This window comes from Nocardioides sp. Iso805N (assembly GCF_000364605.1).
In the GTDB taxonomy this organism is placed as follows: domain Bacteria; phylum Actinomycetota; class Actinomycetes; order Propionibacteriales; family Nocardioidaceae; genus Nocardioides.
In genome coordinates this window covers 71851-94221 of sequence record NZ_KB822577.1, presented here as the reverse complement: position 1 = coordinate 94221, position 22371 = coordinate 71851, and the positions used below count along the sequence as shown (strand labels likewise).

At 71.2% G+C, this 22371-nt stretch carries 25 protein-coding genes; 12 read left to right on the top strand and 13 right to left on the bottom strand.

Annotated elements, in window-relative coordinates; translation table 11 throughout:
- The first annotated feature begins 4 nt into the window (after nucleotides 1-4).
- Nucleotides 5-583 (top strand): hypothetical protein, encoded by a 579-nt coding sequence (locus H036_RS0108080; protein ID WP_017934280.1) that lies wholly within the window; start codon nucleotides 5-7, stop codon nucleotides 581-583.
- A 22-nt stretch (nucleotides 584-605) separates the two neighbouring features.
- On the opposite strand, the gene cls is transcribed toward H036_RS0108080, so the two are convergent.
- Nucleotides 606-2078, bottom strand: a complete 1473-nt coding sequence (cls, locus tag H036_RS0108075) for a cardiolipin synthase (protein WP_017934279.1) — start codon at nucleotides 2076-2078, stop codon at nucleotides 606-608.
- A gap of 142 nt (nucleotides 2079-2220) precedes the next feature.
- On the opposite strand from cls, the gene H036_RS0108070 reads away from it, so the two are divergent.
- The 3 genes from H036_RS0108070 to H036_RS0108060 all read left to right on the top strand — a co-directional run bounded on the left by H036_RS0108070 (nucleotide 2221) and on the right by H036_RS0108060 (nucleotide 4887).
- Complete coding sequence (locus H036_RS0108070) at nucleotides 2221-3078, top strand: TIGR03620 family F420-dependent LLM class oxidoreductase (RefSeq protein WP_017934278.1); 858 nt, start codon at nucleotides 2221-2223, stop codon at nucleotides 3076-3078.
- 237 nt (nucleotides 3079-3315) lie between these two features.
- A complete protein-coding gene (locus H036_RS0108065) occupies nucleotides 3316-3675 on the top strand; it encodes a LiaF domain-containing protein (RefSeq protein WP_017934277.1) in 360 nt (119 codons plus the stop codon).
- A gap of 150 nt (nucleotides 3676-3825) precedes the next feature.
- Entirely contained in the window at nucleotides 3826-4887 is a 1062-nt protein-coding gene (locus H036_RS0108060; RefSeq protein WP_017934276.1) for a hypothetical protein, read from the top strand.
- A gap of 54 nt (nucleotides 4888-4941) precedes the next feature.
- Here the strand turns inward: H036_RS0108060 and H036_RS24300 are convergent, their stop codons facing one another.
- Nucleotides 4942-5577 (bottom strand): ANTAR domain-containing protein, encoded by a 636-nt coding sequence (locus H036_RS24300; protein WP_017934275.1) that lies wholly within the window; start codon nucleotides 5575-5577, stop codon nucleotides 4942-4944.
- A gap of 237 nt (nucleotides 5578-5814) precedes the next feature.
- Between H036_RS24300 and H036_RS22170 the strand changes: the two genes are divergently transcribed.
- Complete coding sequence (locus H036_RS22170) at nucleotides 5815-6132, top strand: LysE family translocator (RefSeq protein ID WP_017934274.1); 318 nt, start codon at nucleotides 5815-5817, stop codon at nucleotides 6130-6132.
- Nucleotides 6133-7520: 1388 nt separating this feature from the next.
- On the opposite strand, the gene H036_RS25310 is transcribed toward H036_RS22170, so the two are convergent.
- Entirely contained in the window at nucleotides 7521-7679 is a 159-nt protein-coding gene (locus H036_RS25310; RefSeq protein ID WP_157417183.1) for a hypothetical protein, read from the bottom strand.
- A gap of 18 nt (nucleotides 7680-7697) precedes the next feature.
- Between H036_RS25310 and H036_RS0108035 the strand changes: the two genes are divergently transcribed.
- The 3 genes from H036_RS0108035 (at nucleotide 7698) to H036_RS0108025 (ending at nucleotide 9311) form a co-directional block, all read left to right on the top strand.
- The gene (locus H036_RS0108035; protein ID WP_026145882.1) at nucleotides 7698-8417 is read left to right on the top strand and encodes a GAF and ANTAR domain-containing protein; all 720 of its coding nucleotides are present in this window, start codon (nucleotides 7698-7700) and stop codon (nucleotides 8415-8417) included.
- 141 nt (nucleotides 8418-8558) lie between these two features.
- Nucleotides 8559-8897, top strand: a complete 339-nt coding sequence (locus H036_RS0108030; protein ID WP_017934270.1) for an STAS domain-containing protein — start codon at nucleotides 8559-8561, stop codon at nucleotides 8895-8897.
- Nucleotides 8898-8954: 57 nt separating this feature from the next.
- On the top strand, nucleotides 8955-9311 hold the full coding sequence (locus H036_RS0108025) for a VOC family protein (RefSeq protein ID WP_017934269.1): 357 nt from the start codon (nucleotides 8955-8957) through the stop codon (nucleotides 9309-9311).
- Nucleotides 9312-9346: 35 nt separating this feature from the next.
- Here the strand turns inward: H036_RS0108025 and H036_RS0108020 are convergent, their stop codons facing one another.
- A complete protein-coding gene (locus tag H036_RS0108020) occupies nucleotides 9347-9811 on the bottom strand; it encodes a hypothetical protein (RefSeq protein WP_026145881.1) in 465 nt (154 codons plus the stop codon).
- 116 nt (nucleotides 9812-9927) lie between these two features.
- Between H036_RS0108020 and H036_RS0108015 the strand changes: the two genes are divergently transcribed.
- Nucleotides 9928-10377: a MarR family winged helix-turn-helix transcriptional regulator gene (locus tag H036_RS0108015; RefSeq protein WP_017934267.1), complete on the top strand. Its 450-nt coding sequence runs from the start codon at nucleotides 9928-9930 to the stop codon at nucleotides 10375-10377.
- Between the two features lie 72 nt (nucleotides 10378-10449).
- Nucleotides 10450-10578, top strand: coding sequence for a hypothetical protein (locus tag H036_RS26060; RefSeq protein ID WP_017934266.1), 129 nt, complete (start codon nucleotides 10450-10452; stop codon nucleotides 10576-10578).
- A gap of 280 nt (nucleotides 10579-10858) precedes the next feature.
- Here the strand turns inward: H036_RS26060 and H036_RS0108005 are convergent, their stop codons facing one another.
- Nucleotides 10859-12277, bottom strand: coding sequence for an FAD-binding oxidoreductase (locus tag H036_RS0108005; protein ID WP_017934265.1), 1419 nt, complete (start codon nucleotides 12275-12277; stop codon nucleotides 10859-10861).
- Between the two features lie 161 nt (nucleotides 12278-12438).
- Between H036_RS0108005 and H036_RS0108000 the strand changes: the two genes are divergently transcribed.
- Entirely contained in the window at nucleotides 12439-15801 is a 3363-nt protein-coding gene (locus H036_RS0108000) for an AfsR/SARP family transcriptional regulator (RefSeq protein ID WP_198289928.1), read from the top strand.
- A gap of 51 nt (nucleotides 15802-15852) precedes the next feature.
- On the opposite strand, the gene H036_RS22165 is transcribed toward H036_RS0108000, so the two are convergent.
- Together H036_RS22165 and H036_RS0107990 are read right to left on the bottom strand one after the other, a co-directional pair.
- The gene (locus H036_RS22165) at nucleotides 15853-17064 is read right to left on the bottom strand and encodes an MFS transporter (RefSeq protein WP_017934263.1); all 1212 of its coding nucleotides are present in this window, start codon (nucleotides 17062-17064) and stop codon (nucleotides 15853-15855) included.
- A gap of 49 nt (nucleotides 17065-17113) precedes the next feature.
- Nucleotides 17114-17311, bottom strand: coding sequence for a hypothetical protein (locus H036_RS0107990; protein WP_017934262.1), 198 nt, complete (start codon nucleotides 17309-17311; stop codon nucleotides 17114-17116).
- 116 nt (nucleotides 17312-17427) lie between these two features.
- Here H036_RS0107990 and arr point away from each other — a divergent pair, with 116 nt between their 5' ends.
- Complete coding sequence (arr, locus tag H036_RS0107985; RefSeq protein ID WP_017934261.1) at nucleotides 17428-17862, top strand: NAD(+)--rifampin ADP-ribosyltransferase; 435 nt, start codon at nucleotides 17428-17430, stop codon at nucleotides 17860-17862.
- A gap of 27 nt (nucleotides 17863-17889) precedes the next feature.
- Here arr and H036_RS26055 read toward each other — a convergent pair whose 3' ends face one another.
- From H036_RS26055 to H036_RS0107955, 6 genes are all read right to left on the bottom strand, one after another.
- Nucleotides 17890-18258, bottom strand: coding sequence for a zinc-binding dehydrogenase (locus H036_RS26055; protein WP_269745920.1), 369 nt, complete (start codon nucleotides 18256-18258; stop codon nucleotides 17890-17892).
- 128 nt (nucleotides 18259-18386) lie between these two features.
- Complete coding sequence (locus H036_RS0107975; RefSeq protein WP_017934259.1) at nucleotides 18387-19292, bottom strand: fumarylacetoacetate hydrolase family protein; 906 nt, start codon at nucleotides 19290-19292, stop codon at nucleotides 18387-18389.
- Nucleotides 19293-19326: 34 nt separating this feature from the next.
- Nucleotides 19327-20088 (bottom strand): SDR family NAD(P)-dependent oxidoreductase, encoded by a 762-nt coding sequence (locus H036_RS0107970; RefSeq protein ID WP_017934258.1) that lies wholly within the window; start codon nucleotides 20086-20088, stop codon nucleotides 19327-19329.
- Between the two features lie 68 nt (nucleotides 20089-20156).
- The gene (locus tag H036_RS0107965) at nucleotides 20157-21107 is read right to left on the bottom strand and encodes a VOC family protein (protein WP_017934257.1); all 951 of its coding nucleotides are present in this window, start codon (nucleotides 21105-21107) and stop codon (nucleotides 20157-20159) included.
- A gap of 33 nt (nucleotides 21108-21140) precedes the next feature.
- A complete protein-coding gene (locus tag H036_RS0107960; protein WP_051068636.1) occupies nucleotides 21141-21938 on the bottom strand; it encodes an SDR family NAD(P)-dependent oxidoreductase in 798 nt (265 codons plus the stop codon).
- Entirely contained in the window at nucleotides 21935-22369 is a 435-nt protein-coding gene (locus H036_RS0107955; protein ID WP_036487801.1) for a VOC family protein, read from the bottom strand. The genes H036_RS0107960 and H036_RS0107955 overlap by 4 nt, the downstream gene beginning before the upstream one ends.
- Nucleotides 22370-22371: the final 2 nt, after the last annotated feature.

Sequence of the window (22371 nt, the reverse complement as noted above, 5' to 3'; positions counted from 1 at the left end):
GCCGGTGGTCAGCCGACGTGATGCGAGCCTCCTGGGCATCTGCACGGTCGCCTTTCTCCTGGGCGCTTGCGCCGTGGCGTTCGACGTATGGCAGATCGCGGAGCCGAACGAGCCAGCGGTCTTTGGCAGCGGACGAGGCTTGCTCGGCGGCTCGATCCTCATGGGTCTCGCGACCTATGAGTTCGTCCGACGACTTCGTCATGGCCCGCAACCGGCCGGCCGCCACACGGTGGGCCGCCCTCAGCGCCCGGCAGATGACGAGATCCGATCCGTCGCCAGGGCACTGCTGGAGCTGACGGAGTTCGCCGGCCGCGACGCACTGTTGGCCCAGCTCGACGGGCTCGAGTACGTCGACGGCATCGCGACGATGCTCGACCTACGTGTCATCGGAGCCCGTCCGGCGGCCACCGGTGTGCCGAGTCCGATTCCGACCCGACCGACGGTCATCGATGCCGATGGCCGACCTGTCGGCGGTCTCCTGCTTTGGCTCGACGATGCCGGCTACATCGACCGCCTGGAGTTCTCCTGGTACGGCGAGGAGAGGCCGGAGCGGCTCCCGTCACCAGAGGAACTGGTCCTCTAGCCACCTCCTTCGAGCGCCGGCGTCAGAGCAGCGGCGACAGCATCCCGATCACGTTGTCCACCAGCCGGTGCCAGAAGGAGCGTTCGGCGGCGTCCGCGGGGACCGCGCTCGACTGCGAGAGATAGCCGAGCTGACGTTCGCGGATGACGGCGGTGGTGGCCGGGTCGAGGAGGAGCAGGTTGTTCTCGAAATTGAGCTCGAGGCTGCGGCGATCCATGTTGGCCGAGCCGACCAGGGCGACGCTGCCGTCGATCGTGATGGACTTGGTGTGCAGCAGGCCCAGCGGATACTCGTGGATCTGCACCCCGGAGGCCAGCAGGTCCGGGTAGGTGCTGCGCGAGGCGGCGGCGACGAGGGGCGAGTCGTTGCGGGCGGGCAGCACCAGGATGGTCTCGACGCCCCGGCGGGGTGCCGCACACACGGCCCGGAGCATGGCCTCGTCCGGCACGAAGTAGGGCGTGGTGATGATCAGCTCGTTCTCGGCGGCGTACAGGGCGGCGACGAACGCATCCGACATCGCGTTGCCGTGGGTGGTCGGCCCGGTCCCGAACATCTGCGCGACCACGCCGGGCTCGAAGACCTCCGGGTCGGGGTCCGCACCCGGCAGGGCGTAGAGCTCCTCGGACGTCTCGGCGATCCAGCTCGAGAGGAAGAGGTGCTGGGCCTGCCGGACGACCGGGCCCTCGCAGCGCAGCAGGATGTCGATCCACGGCGCGTACTTCGGCTTCACCCGGAACTCGGGGTCCGCGCAGTTCTGGCTCCCGACGAAGGCCACCCGGTTGTCGACGACGACGATCTTGCGGTGGTTGCGCAGATCGACCCGGCCGACCGCGAAGTGCCCCAGCCGTGGGATGTCCTGGAGCGTCGAGACGACGTGTACGCCGGCCTCGCGCAGCTCTCGCCAGCGGGGACCGCCGATGAAGTCGCGCGAGCCCAGCGCGTCGGCCATCACCCGGCAGGCGACCCCGCGCCGGGCGGCCGCGGCGACGGCATCCGCGACCCGGCCGCCGTTGCCGTCGTCGAGCCAGATGTAGAAGGTGAGGTGGACGTGCTCGCGCGCGTCCTCGATGGCTTCGACGAGCGCGTCGATCGCGAGGTTCGAGTTGATCGTCGGCTGTGCGGCCGGCGCCTCCGGGTCGCCGAGCAGGACGATCCTGTTCCCGCCCACCGGCGGGAAGTCGTTGATCGCGGTGCACAGCTCCGAGATGCCGAGCGGGTCTCGGGTGCTGGTGTCGACGGCCGCACCGGCCGGCCGGGCCAGGCGCTTCTCGGCGTCACGCAGTCGCTCGACGCGCTCGCGGCCGATGCTGGTCTCGCCGAGGAACAGGTAGGCGACCACGCCGACCACCGGAAGACACATGATCACCGCGACCCACGCGATCCGCGACGCCGGCTCCCGGTTGGGCCGGGTGATCGCTCGTACGACGACGAGCAGGTGGATCACGAATCCCACGACCAGGACGATCGGGTTGAGCAGATCCTGCAGGCCGGGCATCGCTGTTCCTCGCGGTGAGCTGACGACGTCCGTACGCCGACGATGGTCCGCACCGTACCCCCGGCTTCGCGTCCTCCATGCTCTCGGCCTCGCCCGAGGAATACCGAGGAATACCGGCGCCCGGCGCGGCGGTTGTCGCCATATGAGCGATGTGGCGACACCGGTACCTCTCGGCTCCTACGGCGTGTGGATTCGCGAGCGGCTGGTCACCGAGGCCATCGCCCGCGGCCTGGAGGAGCAGGGCTACGGCGCCCTGTGGCTCGGCGCCGCCGACGGGGAGGTCCTGGAAGGCGCCCGCATCGCCCTCGGCACGACCCGCACGCTCTCGGTCGCGACCGGCATCGTGAACATCTGGACCTCGGAGGCGCGGGCGACCGCGGCCTCCTACCACCGCCTCGAGGAGCTGGCCCCCGGCCGGTTCCTGCTGGGCATCGGCGCGGGTCATCGCGAGGCCAACGGACCGCAGGCGATCAAGCCACTCCAGGCGATGAGCGACTACCTCGACGTACTGGATCACGAAGGGGTCCCCGCCGACCGGCGCGTGCTCGCCGCACTCGGTCCCCGGATGCTGAGGCTCTCCGCGGAGCGCGCTGCGGGCGCCCACCCCTACTTGGTGAACCCGGACTACACCCGGTCCGCCCGTGCGACCCTCGGCGAGCGTCCCCTCCTGGCGCCCGAGCACAAGGTCGCCCTGGCCGCCGACCGCGAGGAGGGTCTGAGCCGGGCGCGGGAGGGCCTCGACATCTACCTCCGCATGGGCATGCAGAACTACCTGGACAACTTCCGCCGGTTGGGATTCGAGGACCGGGACTTCGAGGGCGGCGGGAGTGAGCGGCTCCTGGACGCGATGGTGGCGCAAGGCGCCCCGGCAGCGATCGCCGCAGAGGTACGTCGACACCTCGATGCCGGCGCCGACCACGTCCCGCTCCACCCCGTCCACGACGCTGCCGACGTCGTCGAGGTGATGGCCCGCATCGCCACCGCCCTCGAGCTGCGCTAGCCGCCCGCCCGCGCGCAACGCCTCGGGGGTAGCCAACGACTCGGGGGTAGATTCGCAGTGTGATCGATCGTCGGTATCGCGTCTGCGTGCCGGTGGACGTGGAGATGATCCCGCTCTACCGCGAGCCGGGCTGGTCAGTCCGGCTGCGGCGCGAGCGGCGCCGGGAGAAGCGGCGGGAACGGCGTGAACGGCGGCGCCTCAGGCACCACGACTCCGGAACGCCGTAGCGTTGCCGGCATGACGGAATCCGGCGCTCCTGAGTCGCGGACCACCACGCTGCACCTGGCGCTGCTGGGGGGACTCGACCGGCGAGGCAGCTGGCAGCTGCGGCGCCGTACGATCGCGATCTCGCCGGTCGGCGGCATCGACCTGGACCTCACCGAGGCGACCCTGCCCGACGAGGACGCCACCATCGTCAAGGTCTCGTTCGTCGGCGGCGCCAAGCTCAAGGTCCCGGCAGGCATCAACGTCACGGTCGAGGGATTCAACGTCTTCGGCGGCCGCTCCAACGACACCGGACCGATCGTGCCGGGCGCGCCGACCATCCGTCTCCACGCCTACGGGATCTTCGGCGGCGTGCGGGTGCAGCGCGCCTAGAGAGGAGCGCGGCCTGTGACGATGCGCGACGCAATTGTCGCGTTACAGCGTGCGACCTCGGCCTGCCGTGCGATCCTGCAGCGGCACCAGTAACTCGGCCTCACCGACGCGCTCGCCAGGGTGGCCCACTCCTCGGAAGACGATCCACTCATGCTGCCGTACCGCTCCTCGGCCCTGCTCGCCTCCGCTGCCCTCGTGCTGGGGGCTGCGCTCGTTCCCGCCAGCGCGTACGCGGACGACACCGCCCCGGCGCCGGCCCCGGGGACGACGGTCGACATCTCGATCGACCAGCTGACGCAGGCGCTGACGGCCGCGAAGGCCCCGACGACCGCCGCGGCGCGGGCCGGCTGGGTCACCCGGGGTACGACAGCTCTCACCGGTCAGCCGACTGTCGACACGACGGCGATCTACGCCGTCGACCGCGGCCTGACCGACACGTTGAACGTCGGCCCGCTCGTCGAGGCGGAGCACTCGGGCACCTACCTCACGGTGGCCGGCCTCAACGCGGCCGAGCCCCGTCTGCACATCCATCGCTCGCTCAAGGCGATCAGGAAGCCGCACGCCACCTGGGTCTTCTCACCCGACAGGTCTTTGGACCTGCAGAACTATCAGAGTGGCAGCCTGGTCGCGCTGGAGGCTCCCGACACGCTTCTGGACATCTTCACCGACACCTCGCAGTTCACGCTGACAGATACGCCGACCGAGACCATCGCCGGCGACGGCTCTACCACGACGTACACCTTCGCCGGGACCCATGTGACCGGCGGTAGCCAGACCGATACGGTGACGATCAACGCGCATGACGTCCTCACCAACGCCACGAGCACTACGGCCGCCGGCTCGGGCACGTCCGACTACACCTATGGCAGCCAGCACGTCGACCTGCCCGCCAAGAAGAAGACCGTCACGATGAAGCAGGTCAACCAGGGCTACGTGCTCACCACGCTGCCGAAGCAGGTGAGGGCAGGCGCCAGGGTCGTCGCCTTCGAGGCCAACGATCGCGCTCACGGGCACCCGGTCAAGGTCGCCGCGATCCGCTCCTACGCCCGTCGCATGGCGCGGAGCTTCGACCGCTCGATCGGCCTGAAGGTGCTCACCACCACGGCCATCGGCGGGGGTGTGCGGATCATCGGCACCAACCACGTCACCCACGCCCGTGCCACCTACACGGTGCGGCTGTCGGGGAAGAGGGCAGCCGCCCACAAGGGCTGATCCCTGGCCGACACGACCTCGGCGCCCTTGGCGAAGCGTTCGCGGCGTACGACGCTAGGCGCCGGGGTCGATCGTCAGGTCATGCAGGCTGCGATCCATTCGGACCCGGAGCTCCGGGTCGGAGAAGTCGCTGCCCTGAGCCGCCGCCACCAGGCGCTCGGCCAGGAGCCGGACCCGGACGTTGTGGTTGCGCGACCACCAGCGCAGCAGCTCGAATGCCTGGTCCTCGGTGAGGCTGTAGGCGAGCATGAGCACGCCCTTCGCCTGCTCGATCGCGCCACGACCCTCCATCACCGCCTCCACCGCAGCGCGCCCCGCCGTCTCGCCGGCCTCGCGCAGGTCAGCGCTCAGGTCGACGACGAGACCCTCGGCCTGGAAGCCGGCCTCGTGACGTGACACCTCGGGGGCGACGAGCAGCAACGACCGGGGTGCGACCTCGGAGGTCGGCACGCGATAGCTCAGCCGGAAGCCGCCGACCGGCAGGCCGTCGAGCGCGACGGCGACGCGCTCGCGATCCTCTTCGTGCACGATCCCCATCAGCTCGTCGTTGCTCAGCGACGGGGGGCGAGCCGCCAGCCCGTGTAAGAGCGCTGCGGCGTCATCCCAGCGCCAACGGCCCGAGATCGAGCTGTACTCGAAGCGGCCGACCAGCTCGGCGTCGGCGACATCACTGCTCTCCGCTGCGGTCATGCGCGGCAATCCCACCCAGTTCTGTGAAGATGCCAGCGCGACACGTCCGGTTGAACCGGAAGCATGGGTCGACGCCAGCCTCGGGGTGGCCGCACTCCTTGAGCCGGACGGAATTATGCCATGGCTCGTAGCCCGATGTGCACCTCAGGACGCACAGGCGGGGCCGACGCGCAGGACGTCCCTCGCGGCGGCCACATCTGAGATCCGCTTCCGGGCGAGTGTCGCTACGGTGAGGCCATGGTGTCCCTTGGACAGATCGCCGCTCTCACGTTGACGAGTGTGGTGATCATCGCGATCCCGGGGCCGAGCGTTCTCTTCGTCGTCGGTCGGGCGCTTGCGCACGGTCGTGGCACCGCACTGGCGAGCGTGGCAGGCAACGCCGCGGGCTGTCTGCTGGCGGCGCTCGTCGTCGCGATGGGTCTCGGCCCGCTGTTGCAGCGCTCGGACGTTCTGCTCGCGGCCGTCAAGCTCGCGGGTGCGCTCTACCTGGTGTGGCTGGGCGTGCAGGGCCCGATCGGTTGCGTTCGATCGGCAAGGTGGGCGGCGCCTCGATGATCGGACTGGGGCTTCTGACTGCCAGCAGCGGCAAGCACGCGTAACTGCTCGGTGGCGGGGTTATCGGAGTGTTCTTCGTCCGGCGCTCAGCTGTAGCCATCGTTCGCGTCGGCTGCCCGGGGCGGGCAGCTGCGTAAGACATCGACTGTTCTGCCGTCTCATCAACATGAAGACAGCCCGGGCACGGTTCTACGCGCTCAGCCCCCACGAACAGGGCCTCGTGGAGGCACTGATCGAGCCCAGCATGGCCGCGGGCTGGGAACCGTCCGAGACCGCTGTCCTCGCCGTGATCGAAGAGGTAACCGGGTGGTGGGGCGTCTCCGCCGGCTCGGCCGAGGAGTCCAGCACGGCGGCACGCGACGGGCACGCGTCAGACCGTGCGGCGCCGAGTCGCGTGGCCCCCCGGCCGGTGCAGACCCTTCGACAGCGCGCGCCCCGACAGGGCGGCCCGACAGGGTGAGAAGGAGACCCCCAGTCACAGCACCACCCCGCAGCAAGCCGGCGGTGGCCCGCCGGGGCGCCCCGATCTTTCTCCTGCTCGGCGTCCTTCTAGCAGGGTGCGCAGGCAACAGGTCACCGGTTGCTCCGACTACTTCCCAACCGCCGCCGCACAACACATCGTCCCCGTCCCGGTCCCCTTCGACTCCTGCAAACTGTCCCGTCCTTGCACCGAGCAAGGCCGCGGTCGTCCGTCACAAGCTGCCATGCACGTCGGTGGCCTTGGGCCGCGCCGCTTCCGCCGAGCTCCGCTTCAAGCTACGAGACGACGGCCCAACAGTGACGCCGATCTACATCAACGCCGAGCCACTGGACTCCGGATACGGGACCGCGGCCCTGTGCGGATAGCGTCCAGAGCTACCGCTGCGGATGTTCGGTGTCGGCCTGGTGCCCGATGGCGGGGGTCGTGCTGTTAGCCGGTTCGTGGCGCGGGTGGGCTATCGGGCCCACCTTCGCGGCGCACGTCTGCAATGACCTCGAGGAGCTGGGTGGGAGTGGGCGCGCCGATCGTCGCGGCGAGATCCGCGAGAATCTCCATGACCCTGCGCTGCTGGGCGCGGGTCAACGCCACCCACTCGTCGGGCTGTTGGAGGCTGGACACATCGATGAGACGTGGCTGGAGCGACGTCGTGACGGCACTCAGCAACGGAGCCGCCTATCCCCTATTCCGATGTAGGTGTTCGGCCTGGGGCCATGAGGGGCGCGTCGGCCGGTGAGACAGTCGTCGTGCCTCCGTATCTGCCGCAAGCAACCGCTTACTCGACAAGATTCCAGCCTCCAGGACGGGCAGCCCGCGGACCGTCTGCCGGACCAGCCATGGGCAGCGGCGTCGTGATCGGCCTTTTATCCGAGGACGAACGGGACTAGCGCACGATGACACGCGCACAGCGTCATGCCGTCTCGAAGGTGACGAGGGCGACGTCGCGAGATGCCTCGGGGGCATTGAGGGCTCGATCGAGCCAGACCAGCTTCGGCGTACGACGTCCGTGGATAATTCGGTACGGCTCGAGAACCAGGCCGTGCCGCGGTGGCGCACCGCGAACCACCATGGAGAGGGTCGGCCTTCGATGACAAGCTCAGTACCCGTGGACGAGGCGGCGAGCGCCTTCACGAGCCTGGCGAAGCTCGTCTACCACGGCCAGACGTACGGCGACGTCTACGCGGAGATCTGCCGACTGGCTCCCGTCGTGGTGCCGGGGTGCGACCGGGCGTGCATCACCACGATCAGTGCGGGCGAGCAGCCGGTCCTGGAGGCGACGACCGACCCGATCGCGGCGAAGGTCGACGCGCTGGAGTGGGAGGTCGGTGAAGGTCCCTGCGTCGACGCCATCTTGACCCAGCGCTTCGAGTGGGACCCGGACATCACCACCCGGCCGGCTTGGCCGAAGCTGGCCGACCGGATCCTGACGGAGACCCCGGTCCGGGGCATGGTCGGCTACCGCATCGTGGTCAACGACAAGAAGGTCGGCGCGCTCAACGTCTTCTCCGACACCGCAGGCGCCTTCACCCAGGAGGACGCCGACATGGGCGCCATCCTGGTGAGCTTCGCCTCCGTCGCGCTCACGGCTGCCAGCCAGCGCGAGGAGGCCGCCACGTTGCGCCAGGGCATGCTGAGCAACCGCGAGATCGGCAAGGCGCTCGGGATGCTGATGGTGACCCACGACCTCGATGACGAGGAGGCCTTCAAGCGGCTGCGCCAGGCCTCCAACCGCCTCAACACCCGCCTGGTCGACGTCGCCGGGCGCGTCCTGGCGGAGCACCGCGCCAGCTCGGGCGGTTCCGCCTGACCCACCCACGTGCAATACTCCCATAGGCCCAAACAATCCGGCCTCGGCATGACCGCACGCTCGTGATCTCGCTGCGGAATGACACCGGCGGTTGATGGCGACGACGTACGCCCTCCGCCTGAAGGCTGAGGACGAAGCCGCATGGACCTGCAACTCTTCTATTCGGGCAACGAGGCGACAGGCCCTCGGACGGTCCTTGCTGTGACTGGGTTCATCGACCTCAGCAACAGCGAGAGACTGCTCGACGTCGGCCTGGCGGCCCTCTCGTGCAACCCTTGGCTCGCGCTCGATCTGTCGGCGGTCGACTTCATGGACGCGGCGGGCGTTGCCGCGTTGACGGCCCTGCAGAGCGCGGCCGAGCGGCTGGGGAAGACGGTCGAGATAACGGCGGTCTCGTCCACGGTCTATCGCCTGCTCGAGATCCTGGAGCTGACGAACAGCTGGTCAGTGCCACGACCGAGGTTGAAGGAGGCCCTATGAGCGAGGGCTTCGCGCTGGCAGGCTGACGAGCCGACGACTCCTTCGTAGGGTGCAGGCATGGCTATCGCACGCTTCCCCGTGGTCGTGCTCGACTGCCCCGACCCGGAGGCCCTGGCCGTGTTCTACGGCGCCCTGCTCGACTGGCGGGTGGAGGAGCACGAGGACTGGTGGTCCATCCACGCCGAGTATGGCGACTCGCTCGCCTTCCAGAAGGTCGACGACTTCACGCCGCCGCAGTGGCCCGGGCAGGTCGTGCCGCAGCAGCTGCACCTCGACGTCACGGTCGACGACCTCGATGAGGCCGAGGCGGCGGTGCTCGGGCTCGGTGCGCGCAAGCACGAGCACCAGCCCGGTACGACGTTCAGGGTCTTCCTCGACCCCGCCGGGCACCCGTTCTGCCTATGCTCGGAGTAGGTGGCGCGGGGTGACGGCCGGCCGGCCGATAGCGGCTAGGCCGCACGCGGGCTGAGCCGGATCACCCGGGCCCCGCCCAGCCAGGCCTGGTGCAGGTCGTCGGGATCGGGCTCGCCGCCGTCGCCGAGACGGATGTCGTTGAACTTGGCGAAGGTCGGGTTCGAGCGCGCCATCAGGGCATAACCCGCCACCACTTCCGGCTCGGCCGTCGCCACGTCGACGTCCGCCGTCCGGAGTCGGCCCTTGAGCCGCAGCGTGATCGGCGAGCCGGTGCGCAGGTTCTTCCCCCAGGCGAAGGGCGTGCCGACCAGCAGGTCTCCGCCGTCGGCGAGGTAGGCGACAGGGATCGCGTAGCGACGCTGCGACTTGCGACCCACGACGTAGAGCGTGACGAGCTTGGCGCCGATGATCCGCGCCAGGCCGGGGGTCCGCAGCAGGGCACGTACGACGGTGTTGGCGATGCGCTGGCCCTTCATCGTGTGAGCGCGTTGCTCAGCCATCGGTCCGACTCTTGGTGGGTGCGTGTGACATGGCGACTCCTGTGTTGGTGCGTCCAATGTTGGCATTGCCAATATAGCGAGCGTTGGCAGGCCCAACAACCCGCTAGGCTGCATCCATGCGATCCGCAGCCCGCACGGGCCCGTTCCCGAGCCGCCTCTCGGAGCGTGCGACCTGGCTGGTGAGCCGCCTGCACGCGCGCTCGTTCGGCCTGCTCAACGCCGGATTCGAGTCGCACGAGAGCGGGCTGAGGGGCTACCACTACCGGCTGCTCGCCGCCCTCGACGAGTGGGGCCCCGCCAGCCAGGCCGAGCTGGGTCGCAGCACCGGCATCGACCGCAGCGACGTCACCAACGCGCTCCACGACCTCGAGTCGCGCGGTCTGGTCGAGCGCGCCGTCGACCCCACTCACAAGCGGCGCAACATCGTGACGCTGACCGCCGACGGCGGCGAGATGCTGACCGAGCTCGACCACGTCGTCGAGGGCGTGCAGCGCGACTTCCTCGCGCCCCTCACGCCGGCCCAGCGCAAGCAGCTGCTCGACCTGATGGGGCGCCTGCTCGCCTGAGCGGGGCCGTCGCGACGCGGCCCCCTCGCGAAAGGCACCCGCTGCATCGGGATCTGCCCCTAGGCTGCGGCCGTGGAGATCGCCGCGCTGCGGCCCCTGGGAGTCCCCGATCTGCTCGTCATCGCTGCGTTGGGCCTCACCGTCGGCCCCGTGCACGGTCTCGTCCTCTCCCGTCTCACACGTCGCGAGACCGGCGCCTGACCATTCCGCTGGCGAGGCTCTCGACGGGGTGATGCTGATCCACGCGCGCCGGACGATTGTTCGACGCCATAAGGCAAGCCACGCCCACCGGACGATTGTTCGACGCCGCACGGCAAGCCTCGCCCGCCGAACGATTGTTCGACGCCGCAGAACAAGCCATGCCCACCGGACGACTGTTCGACGCCGCACGACGACGCTTCCCTCGGGAAGCAGGCCGCGCTCGCCAGCGGGCCCCGGCTGCCTAGCAGCCGGGGCCCGCTCCCCCACACAGTCGCCGTCCTCACGCAGTCGGCTGCCCGTTCTCATACAGCCGCGGCACCGGGTGGTTGGCCGCGAAGGCGCCGTGCTGGTCGACGGCCGACCGGATCCCCTTGAGCTGCAGCCACCGCTCCTCGCCGTACGCCGTCCGGCTGTCGACAGCGTTCTCGGTGAAGTTGAGGTAGCGGGTGCCGGTGGCGTGGGGTGCCAGCGCGTCGGTCACCTTGACGGCGTCCGCGTGCGCCTGCGCACCCATCTGCGGCGTCATCGCCATGCCACCCGCGAACACCGCGTACTGACCCTCGAGGTGGCTCAGCACGCCCCCGCCCTTGGCGGGCCTGCCCACGGCGCCGCCGAGCTGGCGGAGCTCGGCGAGGAGCAGCGACGTGGTCGCGTCCGGCCCGACCTCCGCCCAGAAGGCGTCGATCCCCGCGTCCGGCAGCGCCTCGAGCACCGTCGAGCTGGAGGCGAACGGCGCACCGCCCTCGGGGTCCATGTGGATCCGGGTGACGGCGGTCGTCGGCACCCGCCCGAAGGTGTCGATCTCGGGGCGCAGCGACCGGAAACCGGCGAGGATCTCGGCCGCGCGCTCGTCGCTGCCCAGCACGGCCCCGTCGAGGACGGCGATCCGGCGCCCGCGCAGCGGCTCGGGGATGTCCGGGATCGGAGGCAGCCGCATCGCGCGGAAGGAGGCGCTGACCTCGTCCGGCGCGGTCGGCGCCCAGGCGGCGTACTCGCGCAGCACCCGCTCCGCGTCGGCCAGGTCCCAGACCATCATGCCGGCGTACGCCGAGGCGATCGGGAACATCCGGAACTCGAGCGCGACCACGACGCCGAAGCTGCCGCCGCCACCGCGCAGGGCCCAGAACAGCGGCGCGTTCTGCTCGGCGTCGGCCCGCACCAGGCTGCCGTCGCCGATCACGACCTCAGCCGCGACCAGGCTGTTGGCGGCCAGGCCGAGCTTGCGGGCATACCAGCCGATGCCGCCGCCGAGGGTGAAGCCGGCGACACCGACGTCGGGCGAGGAGCCGTGCAGCACCGCGCAGCCGTGCGCCGCCGCAGCCTCGACGACGGGCTCCCACACGGCGCCGCCCTCGACACGGACCACGCCGCGGGCCGCGTCGACCCGCACCTGGTTCAGGCCGCCGGTGCGCAGGACGACGACGTCGTCGAGACCGCGCTCGGCGAGCGGGCCGGCGTTGTGGCCGGTGGACTGTGGGGCGACGCGCAGGCCGGTGACGGCGGCTGCCCGGACGAGGGCCGAGACCTCGTCGACGGTCTGCGGCTGGGCGACGGCGGCCGGGCGCTGGTCCACGGCGAGGTTCCAGGCGATCCGGGCCGCGTCGTAGCCGGGGTCTCCGGCGAGGTGGATGCGGTCACTCCCACGGGTGCCCCAGATGCGGCGAAGGGCGTCGGAGGGGTGGACGTCGAGGACGGTCATGGCTGTTCCTTCTGTTTCGGTGTGTTGTCCTTGTGGTCCCGACGATGTCTGTGGCCGCTTGGGAACGACTTGGGGTTCGCTTGAGGTCGGCCGCACCGAACGATCGCCGTCCCCCGAAAATGGGGGACGCATCCGGCGATCCCGCTTCGTACAGTCGTCTCGTGAGCGCGAGCGTGGCCACCGGGACCCAGGTGCGCGCCTCGGTGCTGGGCCCCGTGGAGGTCCATCGCGAGGGACGCGACCTCGACCTGGGCGCGCCACGGCAACGCGCCGTCGTGGCAGCGCTCGCCCTGTACGGCGGCCGGCCGGTCAGCGTCGACACCGTGGTCGACCTGGTGTGGGGCGAGCGCCCGCCACCCGGCGTCGCGACGACGCTTCAGGGCTACGTGTCGCACCTGCGCCGCGCTGTCGAGCCCGAGCGCGAGCGGCGCGCGCCGGCACGAGTGCTCGTCACAGTGCCCACGGGCTATGCCTGGCACGCGCCCGTGGATGCCGGCGACTTCAAGCGGACGATCGAGCGCACCCACGCCCAGCTGCGGACCTCCGATCCACGGCTCACCCCCGACCTGGACGAGGCGGGACTGCACGAGACACTGCGGGACCTGGAGGGGGTGCTGGCCCGCTGGCGTGGAGCGCCGTACGCCGAGCTGGGCGATGCGGCCGCCGCGGTCGCCGAGCGGGCGCGGCTGGAGGAGCTGCTGCTGGTCGCCCGCGAGGACCGTGCTGTGGCGGGGCTGGCGCTCGGTCGCCATCAGACGGTCGCCGCCGAGCTCGAGACGCTGACCCAGCAGCACCCGCTGCGCGAGCGACTGTGGACGTTGCAGGCGGTGGCCCTCACCCGCGCGGGGCGGCAGGCCGAGGCCCTCGACCAGCTGCGGCGACTGCGCGAGGTCCTCGACGAGGAGTTCGGGCTGGTGCCCTCGCCCGAGGTGCGCGACCTGCAGTCGGCGATCCTGCAGCAGGACCCGGGGCTCGACTGGATTCCGCCACGCGGCGGCGTCGTCGTTCCCGCAGCCCGGCCGGCGCAGGAGCCGACGCCACCCACGCCACCGGCACCACCGCCACCCCCGGTGGCACCCTGGCCGATGGCCGGGCGGGACGCCGAGCTGCAGGCTCTGCTCGGCCAGCTGCACCACGCCCGAGCCGGCACGGCGTCGTACGCCGTCGTCACCGGCGACCCCGGCATCGGCAAGTCCCGGCTGGCCGGCGAGCTGACCCGTGCGGCACGCGAGGCGGGCGCTCACGTGCTGATCGGTCGCTGCTCCCAGGACGACGGTGCTCCGCCGCTGTGGCCCTGGAAGCACGTGCTCGCCGGCATCGGGCTCTCGCTGGAGGAGGTGATCGGCTCCGAGAGCGGCGGCCAGTTCGGGGCGTGGGAACGGGTCAGCGCGGCGGTCCTGAGCGCTGCGGCCGAGCACCTCACCGTCGTCGTCCTCGACGACCTGCACTGGGCCGACCCTTCGAGCCTGCGGGTGCTGCGGCTGCTGCTGGAGCGGGCAGGCGAGGAGCGCCTGCTGCTGATCGCGACCTGGCGCCACCAGCCGACGCCCGGCACCGAGCTCGCGGTCGCCGCCGACGCCCTGGCTCGCGTGCATCCGCTGCGCCTGGAGCTCGCCGGCCTTCCCCAGGGCGCTGTGGCCGACCTCTTCGAGGCGGTGAGCAGCACCGCGCCCTCGCCCGAGCAGGCGGTGCAGCTGCGCGAGCGCACCGATGGCAACCCGTTCTTCCTCGTCGAGTACGCCCGGCTGGCCGGTGAGCGCGACCTGGTGAAGCTGCTGCTCGAAGAGCACCCGCCGGCGGCGGTGTCCGAGGTGGTCGCGCGGCGCGTCGGGCAGCTCCCCGAGCAGACGGTCACCGCACTGCGTGCGGGCGCCCTGGTCGGCCGGTTCTTCGAGACCGGCGTCGTCGCTGCGGCGGTCGAGGCGTCGGAGGACGACGTGCTCGACCGGCTCGATCCCGCCCTCGCGGCCGGGCTGCTGCGCGAGGACGGCGTGGACAGGTTCGTCTTCGCGCACGCCCTCGTGCGCGACACGCTCGTGGTCGGCATGCCCGCCAGCCGGCGGGCGCGGGTGCACGTGCGGCTCGCGACCGCACTGGAGCAGCGCGCCGGGCGGGAGACCGAGGTTGCCGGTCACTGGCTCGCCAGCGGTTCGGCGTACGCCCCGCGAGCCTGGCGCGCAGCCGTGGCCGCGGCGGCCGTCGCCCGCCGGCTCTACGCGTACGACGAGGAGGCCCGGCTGTGGCGGGCCGCGTTGGATGCGCTCGCCGAGGACCAGGAGGCGACGCCGCGGCAGCGCTACGACCTGTTGACCGGCCTGATCGAGGCGTGCCGCTGGGCCGCCGACCTGCCCGCGCTCATCGCAGGAGTGGAGGAGGCGATCGCCGTCGGCAAGGAGCTGCGCGACCCGGTCGCCGTGGCGCGCGCGGCGATCGCCACCACCCAGTCCGTGCTGTGGCGCTCGGCGTCACCCGGTCAGGTCAACGAGCTCGTGGTCGACGCGCTGCGCGGCACCCTCGACCGGCTCCCACCGGGCTCGGACGAGCTGCGCAGCAGGACGCTGCTGGCGCTCGCGATCGAGCTCGGCCAGGACGCCCCCTATGCCGAGCGGGAGGCCCTGGTCGCCGAGGGCCTGGAGGTCGCCGAAGGCCTGGGCCACGACCGGCTCCTGATCGACGCGCTGCTCGGCGCGGCTACCGCGCTGATCGTGGCCCGCTCCGATCCCGACCGGCTCGCCTGGGTCACCCGGGCGCTCGAGCTGGCACGGGCCACCGGCGAGGAGCGCGCCGTGGTCGTCGCCGGCACGATGCGTGCCGTGGTGCTCTCCGAGCTGGGCCGGCCGCGGGAGATGTTCGAGGCGGCAGCCCAGGCACGGGCCGACGGCGAGCGGCAGCGCATCCTGTTCGGCACGCTCGTCCTCGACGAGCTCGAGCTGCCGTGGCGCGCGCTCGCCGGTGAGACGGAGCAGACCGAGGAGATCTTCACGCGGATGCAGGCGACCGCTCGACAGATCTCCCACGCCGAGGCGGACGAGGCCATCGTGGCCTCCCTCATCACCGTGCGGCTCATGCAGGGCCGCGCCGCCGAGATCACCCCGCTCCTGGAGGAGTTCGTGGAGGCGTCGTTCCCGTTCTCCGCCACCATCGCCACCTATCTGTGCCGCACCGGCGACCTCCGCGGCGGCCGCACCTACTACCGCGCACACGGCGCACCCCTCGACCACGACAACGAGATCTCCCTCCTCGCCTGGTGCCACGCCGCCGAGCTGGCGCTGCACCTGGGCGAGCGAGCGCTCGCGCGCGCAGCGCTCCCGCTGATCGAGCCGTACGCCGGACGGACGTGCTCGGCCGGGCAGGCACTGACCGACGGGCCTGTCGACGCCTACCTCGCCTACGCGGCCGCCGCAGCGGGACAGCACGAGCTCGCCCGCGCGCACGCGCAGGCGACCGAGCGGTTGAGCGAGGAGTGGCAGATCCCCGCGTTCGCGGCGCACTTCGCCGAGATGCGCCGGCGGCACCGCTTCTGAAGCGGGTGCGGGGTCGTGGGCGGGGTGGCGTGGTGCGCGACGGTGCCCGGGTCAGCGCTGCGCCGGCTGCGCCTCCGACACCGGGGTCACACCACGTGCCGGGAAGGCGGAGCGGGCCAGCAGCGCCAGCATGGCCGAGCACGCCACGATCGCAGCCGACGCCCACGCCACCCAGCCCAGCCCGCCGTGCGCGATGATCACCGCCCCCAGCGCCGCGCCGCCGCCGATGCCGGCGTTGCTGCTCGCGTTGATCCAGGCACCGGCCGTCTCGGGCGCGCTTGCCGACGTACGGATCGAGGCCGACTGGTAGAGCGAGGCGGCCGGGCCGAAGGCGGCAAGCCAGACCATCGCGCCCGCGATGACCAGCGCCAGCCGCGGGTAGGCGACCGCGATCACGGCGAGGCTCGCGGCCATCACCGTCGGCACCACGATGGCGCTGAGCCGCGGCCGGTGGTCGAGCTGCGCGGCGGCTGCACGCAGCCCGATCAGCCCGCACACGCCGAAGAGCAGCAGCGCCGGTCCGACCCAGTGGTCGCTCGCCCCGGAGTCGAGCAGCAGGACGCTGATGTAGGTGTAGAGGACGTAGGTGCCGAGATAGGTCAGGCCGTTGGCGAGGACGACCGACGCGAGGTCACGACGCCGACCCGGATGGGGTGCGGCATCGTCCTGGGGCCCCTCGACCGGCGGCAGCACCGCCGCGGCCAGCACGAGGACCAGGGCGACCAGGACGGCCAGGAACCAGCACGCCGCCCGCCAGCCGAGGGCCGTGCCCAGCGCGGTCGAGAACGGTACGCCGAGGACGAGTCCGCCGGAGACGCCCACCGACGCCAGCGCCATCGCGCGGCCGGTCAGGGCCGGTGGCACCAGCCGGGCCGCGTAGCCGATGCAGACCGAGAAGAACAGGGCATGGGTGATGCCGCCGACCACCCGGCCGGCAGCCAGGACGGCGAACGTCGGGGCGGTGGCGGAGATCAGGTTGCTGACGACGTACCCGCCGATGGTGGCGAGCAGGAGCGGCTTGCGCGGCAGCCGCCTGGTCGCGAGTGCGAGTGGGACCGACAGGACGGCGACCATCGCGGCGTACGCGCTCACCAGCAGGCCCGCGGTGCCGCTGCCGACGTCGAACGCAGAGCTGATCTGCGGCAGCAGCCCGACCGGGAGCAGCTCGGTGGTCACCGCACCGAAGACGGCGACCGCCAGGACGAGCAGGCCGGTCCGCGCCGGCCCGAGCCCGCCGTCCGGCGGAGGCAGCGATGACGTCACCGCGCCAGCCTCTCACTCCCCCTGCGTGTCGCGGCGTGCGGCCTGCGGCTCAGTCCGGCGGCTCGGGTGAGCCCGGCACCTTCGGTGCCACGTCGCCCTGCTCGCCGCCGTCACCCTCGGCCAGGTCGGGGCTGTCCTTCTTCTCCGCGGTGTCCGGATCGTCCGGGGTCGCCTCCTGGCGGGTCCGGGTCTCCAGCTCCTCGACGATCTCGCGAGGGTCGTCGGTGCCGTGCGGTGATTCACTCAACGGGCGCTCCTTCGGTAGGTCTTCGGTGGGTGTTCGGTGCTGGGGAGCAGGTACCCCAGATGCCGGCGGCACACCGATCAGGCGCGCGCCCCGCCGTGCTCGCTAGGGTCGATCCCATGACCGCAGCGCGCGAGCCCGTGCCGTTCGAGGTGTTCGAGGACGGCATCTACCTGCACGGCACCAAGGCCGACATCGCCGTCGGGGAGCTGCTCACGCCCGGCCGCGAGTCCAACTTCGAGGCCGGGCGGGTGATGAACCACATCTACTTCACCGCCACCCTGGACGCCGCGACGTGGGGCGCGGAGTTCGCGCAGGGCGAGGGTCGCGGGCGGATCTACGTCGTCGAGCCCACCGGCGCGTTCGAGGACGACCCCAACGTCACCGACAAGAAGCACCCCGGCAACCCCACGCAGTCCTTCCGCAGCCGTGAGCCGCTGCGGGTCGTGGGCGAGATCGTCGACTGGGTCGGGCATCCGCCGGAGAGGCTGCAGGCGATGCAGGACGGGCTCGCCGCACTGCGGGAGCGCGGCGAGGCCGTGATCTACGACTGAGCGCCGCGCTCGCGTGCGCGAGGCACATCACCGAGCGGCGAGCGCCGGCACGATGACGACCTTGCCCGAGACCTCGCCCGCAGCGGCGCGCGCGTGCAGCCGCGGCAGGTCCGCGAGCGCCACCCGCTCGGCGACGTCGACGCGGAGCTCACCTCGGTCGACCGCCGCGACGAGGTCGGCGAGCTGCGCGGTGTCGCCGCGGAGGAAGACGTTGACTCCATGTACGTCGCGCTCCTCGTCGCTGGGCGCCGGGATCGTCACGACCGTGTTCGCGACGATCCCGCCGGGTCGGACGAGAGCCGCCAGCGCGGTCAGTGACGCCGGCTCGACGCGGGCCAGGCCGGCCCCGGGGCGCGGTGACCGTGGAGTGTTGTGCGCACCTGGTGCGCATAACACTCCACGGTCGCGCGTATGCCGACGCTCGATGACGCGCGAAGGCGGTGACAGTTCGCGCCGAGAGTGACACCGCGGAACTGTCACATTCCGCCGCCGATGTCACCGTGACACTTTGGCGCGCCGCCGGCTCAGCCGGTGACGGTCCCCGTCAGCGTGCCGATGCCCTCGACGTCGATGCGGACCTCGTCGCCCGGCTTCAGCGCCGGCGGCACCTCTTCCCCGGCCCGACCCCACAGCTCGGCCAGGCAGCCGCCGCCACCGGTGGTGCCGGAGGCGAGCAGGTCACCCGCACGCACGAGCGAGTCGCGCGAGGCGTAGGAGATCATCTGCGCGAAGGTCCAGTGCATGTTCGCCAGGCGGTCGCCGCCGATCTGGGTGCCGTTGACCGACACCCGGCAGTCGAGGTCGAGGAAGCCGGCGTCGTCGACGTACGGCGCGAGCTCGTCGGCCGTCACGATCCACGGACCGATCGAGGTGGCGAAGTCCTTGCCCTTGGCCGGGCCCAGACCGACCTGCATCTCCCGGCTCTGCAGGTCGCGCGCGGACCAGTCGTTGACGATCGTGTATCCGAAGATCGCACCGGCCGCCTCAGCCTCGGACAGGTCGCTGCCGTCGCGGCCGACCACCACCCCGACCTCGAGCTCGAAGTCGAGCTTGCGGCACGTCGCCGGCCGCCGGATCGGCTGGCCCGGGCCGAAGAGGGCGTGCGGGTTGGTGAAGTAGAACGTCGGCGCGTCGTACCAGGCCTCGGGGACACCGACGGCACCGTCCACGCTGCGGCGTACGCCCTCGACGTGGGCTTCGAAGGTGACGAAGTCGCGCACGCTGGCCGGCCGGTAGGGCAGCTCCAGCCGCACCGCGTCGAGCGGCACGCCACCCTCGGCGAGAGCCTCCCGGCCCGCTTCCAGCGCGGCCGGGAGGCCGCCCGCGACCAGGTCCTCGAGCGTGCGCCCGCGGATCTCGTGCACCGATCCCGATGCGGCCACGACGGCGGCGAAGCGCCGGCCCTCATGGCTGACGGTCGCGAGCCTCACGCCGACCCCCTCCTGCCGGGCGTCCTGCCGGGCATCATGCCGGCCTCGTCGCGTCAGCGATGCGCTTGTGCGAGACGTGGGCGGTCAGGCCGCCGTCGATGACGATCTCGGCACCGTTGTAGTAGGAAGAGTCGTCCGAGCACAGGAAGACGATGGTCGGCGCGATGTCGGCCGGCACCCCGATCCGGCCCAGCGGCACCTCGGTCAGCGCCGCCTCCTTGAACGCCGGCGAGGCGTTCGCCATCAGCGGGGTGTCGATCAGGCCCGGCATCACCGCGTTGACCCGGATGCCCTGCGAGCCCAGCTCCAGCGAGGCCGAACGGGTCAGCCCGCGCAGCGCCCACTTGCTCGCCGTGTACGCCGCAGCCGCGTGCCCGCTGATCGCCGCCACCGAGCAGATGTTCACGATGCTGGACCCCTGCGGCATCAGCGGCACCAGTGCCTGGATGCCCAGCATCGGGCCGGTGACGTTGATGTCGAACGCGCGCTGCCACCCCTCCAGCGACACGTGCGGCAGCCGCTCGCGGGCCGCCACGCCGGCATTGTTGACCAGCGCGTCCACATGACCGCGCTCGGTGCGCAGCCAGTCGGCCAGCGCGGTCCAGCCGTCGGCATCGGTGACGTCGAGGTGGCACTCCACGACGTTGCCGCCGGCCCAGGCCTCGTCGTGCGGGTCGAAGGGCAGCACATCGGTGGCGACGACGTACGCGCCCTCGGCGGCGAGTGCGCGGACCTCCTCCGCCCCCTGGCCGCGGGCGGCGCCGGTGACGACGACGACCTTGTCCTGCAATCTCATGGCAACCTCATGACAGCCTCATGGGCAGTCTCATGGCCAGTCTCATGGCTTCCTGTCCGTGGGACGGCTCAGACCGGCGGGGCGACGAAGACGCCCTTGTCGGGGTCGTTGAAGGAGTCGCGCGCGATGAACTCGCTCATCGGCTCGGCGATGCCCCACAGGTCCTGCGTGTCCGGCTCGGCGATGTCGTAGACGCTCGGGTGCCACTCGTCGGTGGTGAGCCGCTCGAGCTCGGTGGTGTACTCCATCGTGTTGCCGCTGGGGTCGAGGAAGTAGGTGAAGGTGTTGTTGCCCGCGTGGTGGCGACCCGGGCCCCAGATCTTCTTGATGCCCGCGCGCATCACCCGGCCGGTGCCGTAGAGGTATTCGTCCAGGCCGCGCATCTCGAAGGAGACGTGGTGTACGGCGGTGTGCGGGCCGCGGGCGATCGCCAGCGAGTGGTGCCAGTCGTTGCACCGCATGAAGTGCATCATCTCGCCCATGTGCTCACCCCAGAGCGTGTCGGAGAGCTTGAAGCCGAGCACGTTCGCGTAGAAGTCGCGGGTGCGGTTGGGGTCCTGGGAGTTCATCACCGCGTGCGAGAGCCGGACCGGGATGGCCTCCTTCTCCTCGATCTCGCGGTAGGCGCGGGTCTCGACGTCGGAGCTGATCTCGATGGTGCGGCCGTCGATGTCGAAGAACCGGAAGCCGTAGCCGCCGCCGGCGGTCTGCAGCTTGTCCGGCTCGCTGACGAGCTGGATGCCCTGGCCGGCGAGCTTCTGCGCGAGCGCGTCGACGGTCTCGGGGCTCTCGGAGCCGAACGAGATCAGGTCGAGCCGCTTCTCGGTGTCCTTGCGGAGCCGGACGATGTACTGCTCCGGCGAGCCCTCAGCGGCGAAGTAGGACAGATCGCCGTCGGTGCCGACCTCGCTCAGGCCCCAAGTGTCCTTGTAGAACGTCCGCTGCTTCTCGAAGTCGGGGACGGCGAGGTCGACGTGGCGCAGGTGGGTGATGCCGTGCTCGTTGAGGTGGTTGTTCATCTTCGTTCTTCCTTCTCTAGGTCTGTGTGGCGCTCAGCCGAGCACCGAGCCGCCGCCGTCGATGACGAGGTTGATGCCGGTGATCCACGACGCCTCGTCCGAGGCCAGGAACACCGCGGCGTTGACGATGTCCTCGGGTATGCCCACCCGGCCGAGCGGGATCCGGTCCCAGGTCGCCTTCATGGCCGGCGGCGGGTCGTCCACCAGGAACTTCGTCGCCGGCGTCTGCACGAATCCCGGCGAGATGCAGACCGCGCGGATCCGGTGCGGGCCGCCCTCGACGGCCAGCTGCTGGGTCAGGTTGATCACGCCGGCCTTGGCGGCGCCGTGCGCGTTCTGCGGCATGAACTCCACACCGCGCGTGCCGGCGATCGAGCCGATGTTCACGATCACCCCGCCGCGCACCTTCAGGTGCTTCCACGCCGCCCGCACCGCGTAGAACACGATGTTGAGCTCCATGTCGATGGCGAAGTCCCAGTCCTCGACCGAGATCTCGTCGATCGCGCCGAAGCGTTGGATCGAGGCGTTGTTGTAGAGGACGTCGATCCCGCCGTGGAGCTGCGCCGCGGCGTTGATCCACTCCTCCACCACGGTGGCGTCACCGGCGTCGACCGGGGCGCTGCCAGTGATGTCGCCGCCCTCCGCCCGCACTAGCGCCAGCGTCTCCTCCAGGCCCGCCGCGTCGATGTCGCAGCCCACGACCTTCGCACCCTCGGCCGCGAACCGACGCGCGGCCTCCCGGCCCATCCCGCCCCCGATGCCGGTGATGAGGGCGACCTTCCCCTCCAGTCGGCCGGACACTCGACCCTCCGAAAGTGACCTCTCGGTCATGCGTATCCTCCTGCGGTCGTCCGGTCGAGCAGCTCGATGAGGTTGCCCTCGGGGTCGGCCACGTAGGCCATCCGGACGCCGGGCTCCGGTGAGGGTCGCGGAGACATCCGGTCGGTGGCGTCGGCACCGATGAGCGCGGCGTAGGCCGCATCCACATCAGGTACGTCGAGGGCGACGTGGCCGAAGCCGTGCGTCAACGCCGCCTCCACCGGGTTCGCCGCCTGCAGCCCGGGCGCGCCCTCGGGCCGGTGCAGCAGCTCGAGCCGCCAGCACCCCCCGGTCTCGGACGCCGTGGAACGCAGCATCGCGCCGGTGAAGTCGACGTGGTCCAGCTCGAACTCGAACTCCACGGTCAGGCCGAGGGCCGCGGCGTACCAGGCCTTCATCGCGGGGAGGTCCGCGACGGTCAGGCCGACGTGGTCGAGGCGCATCA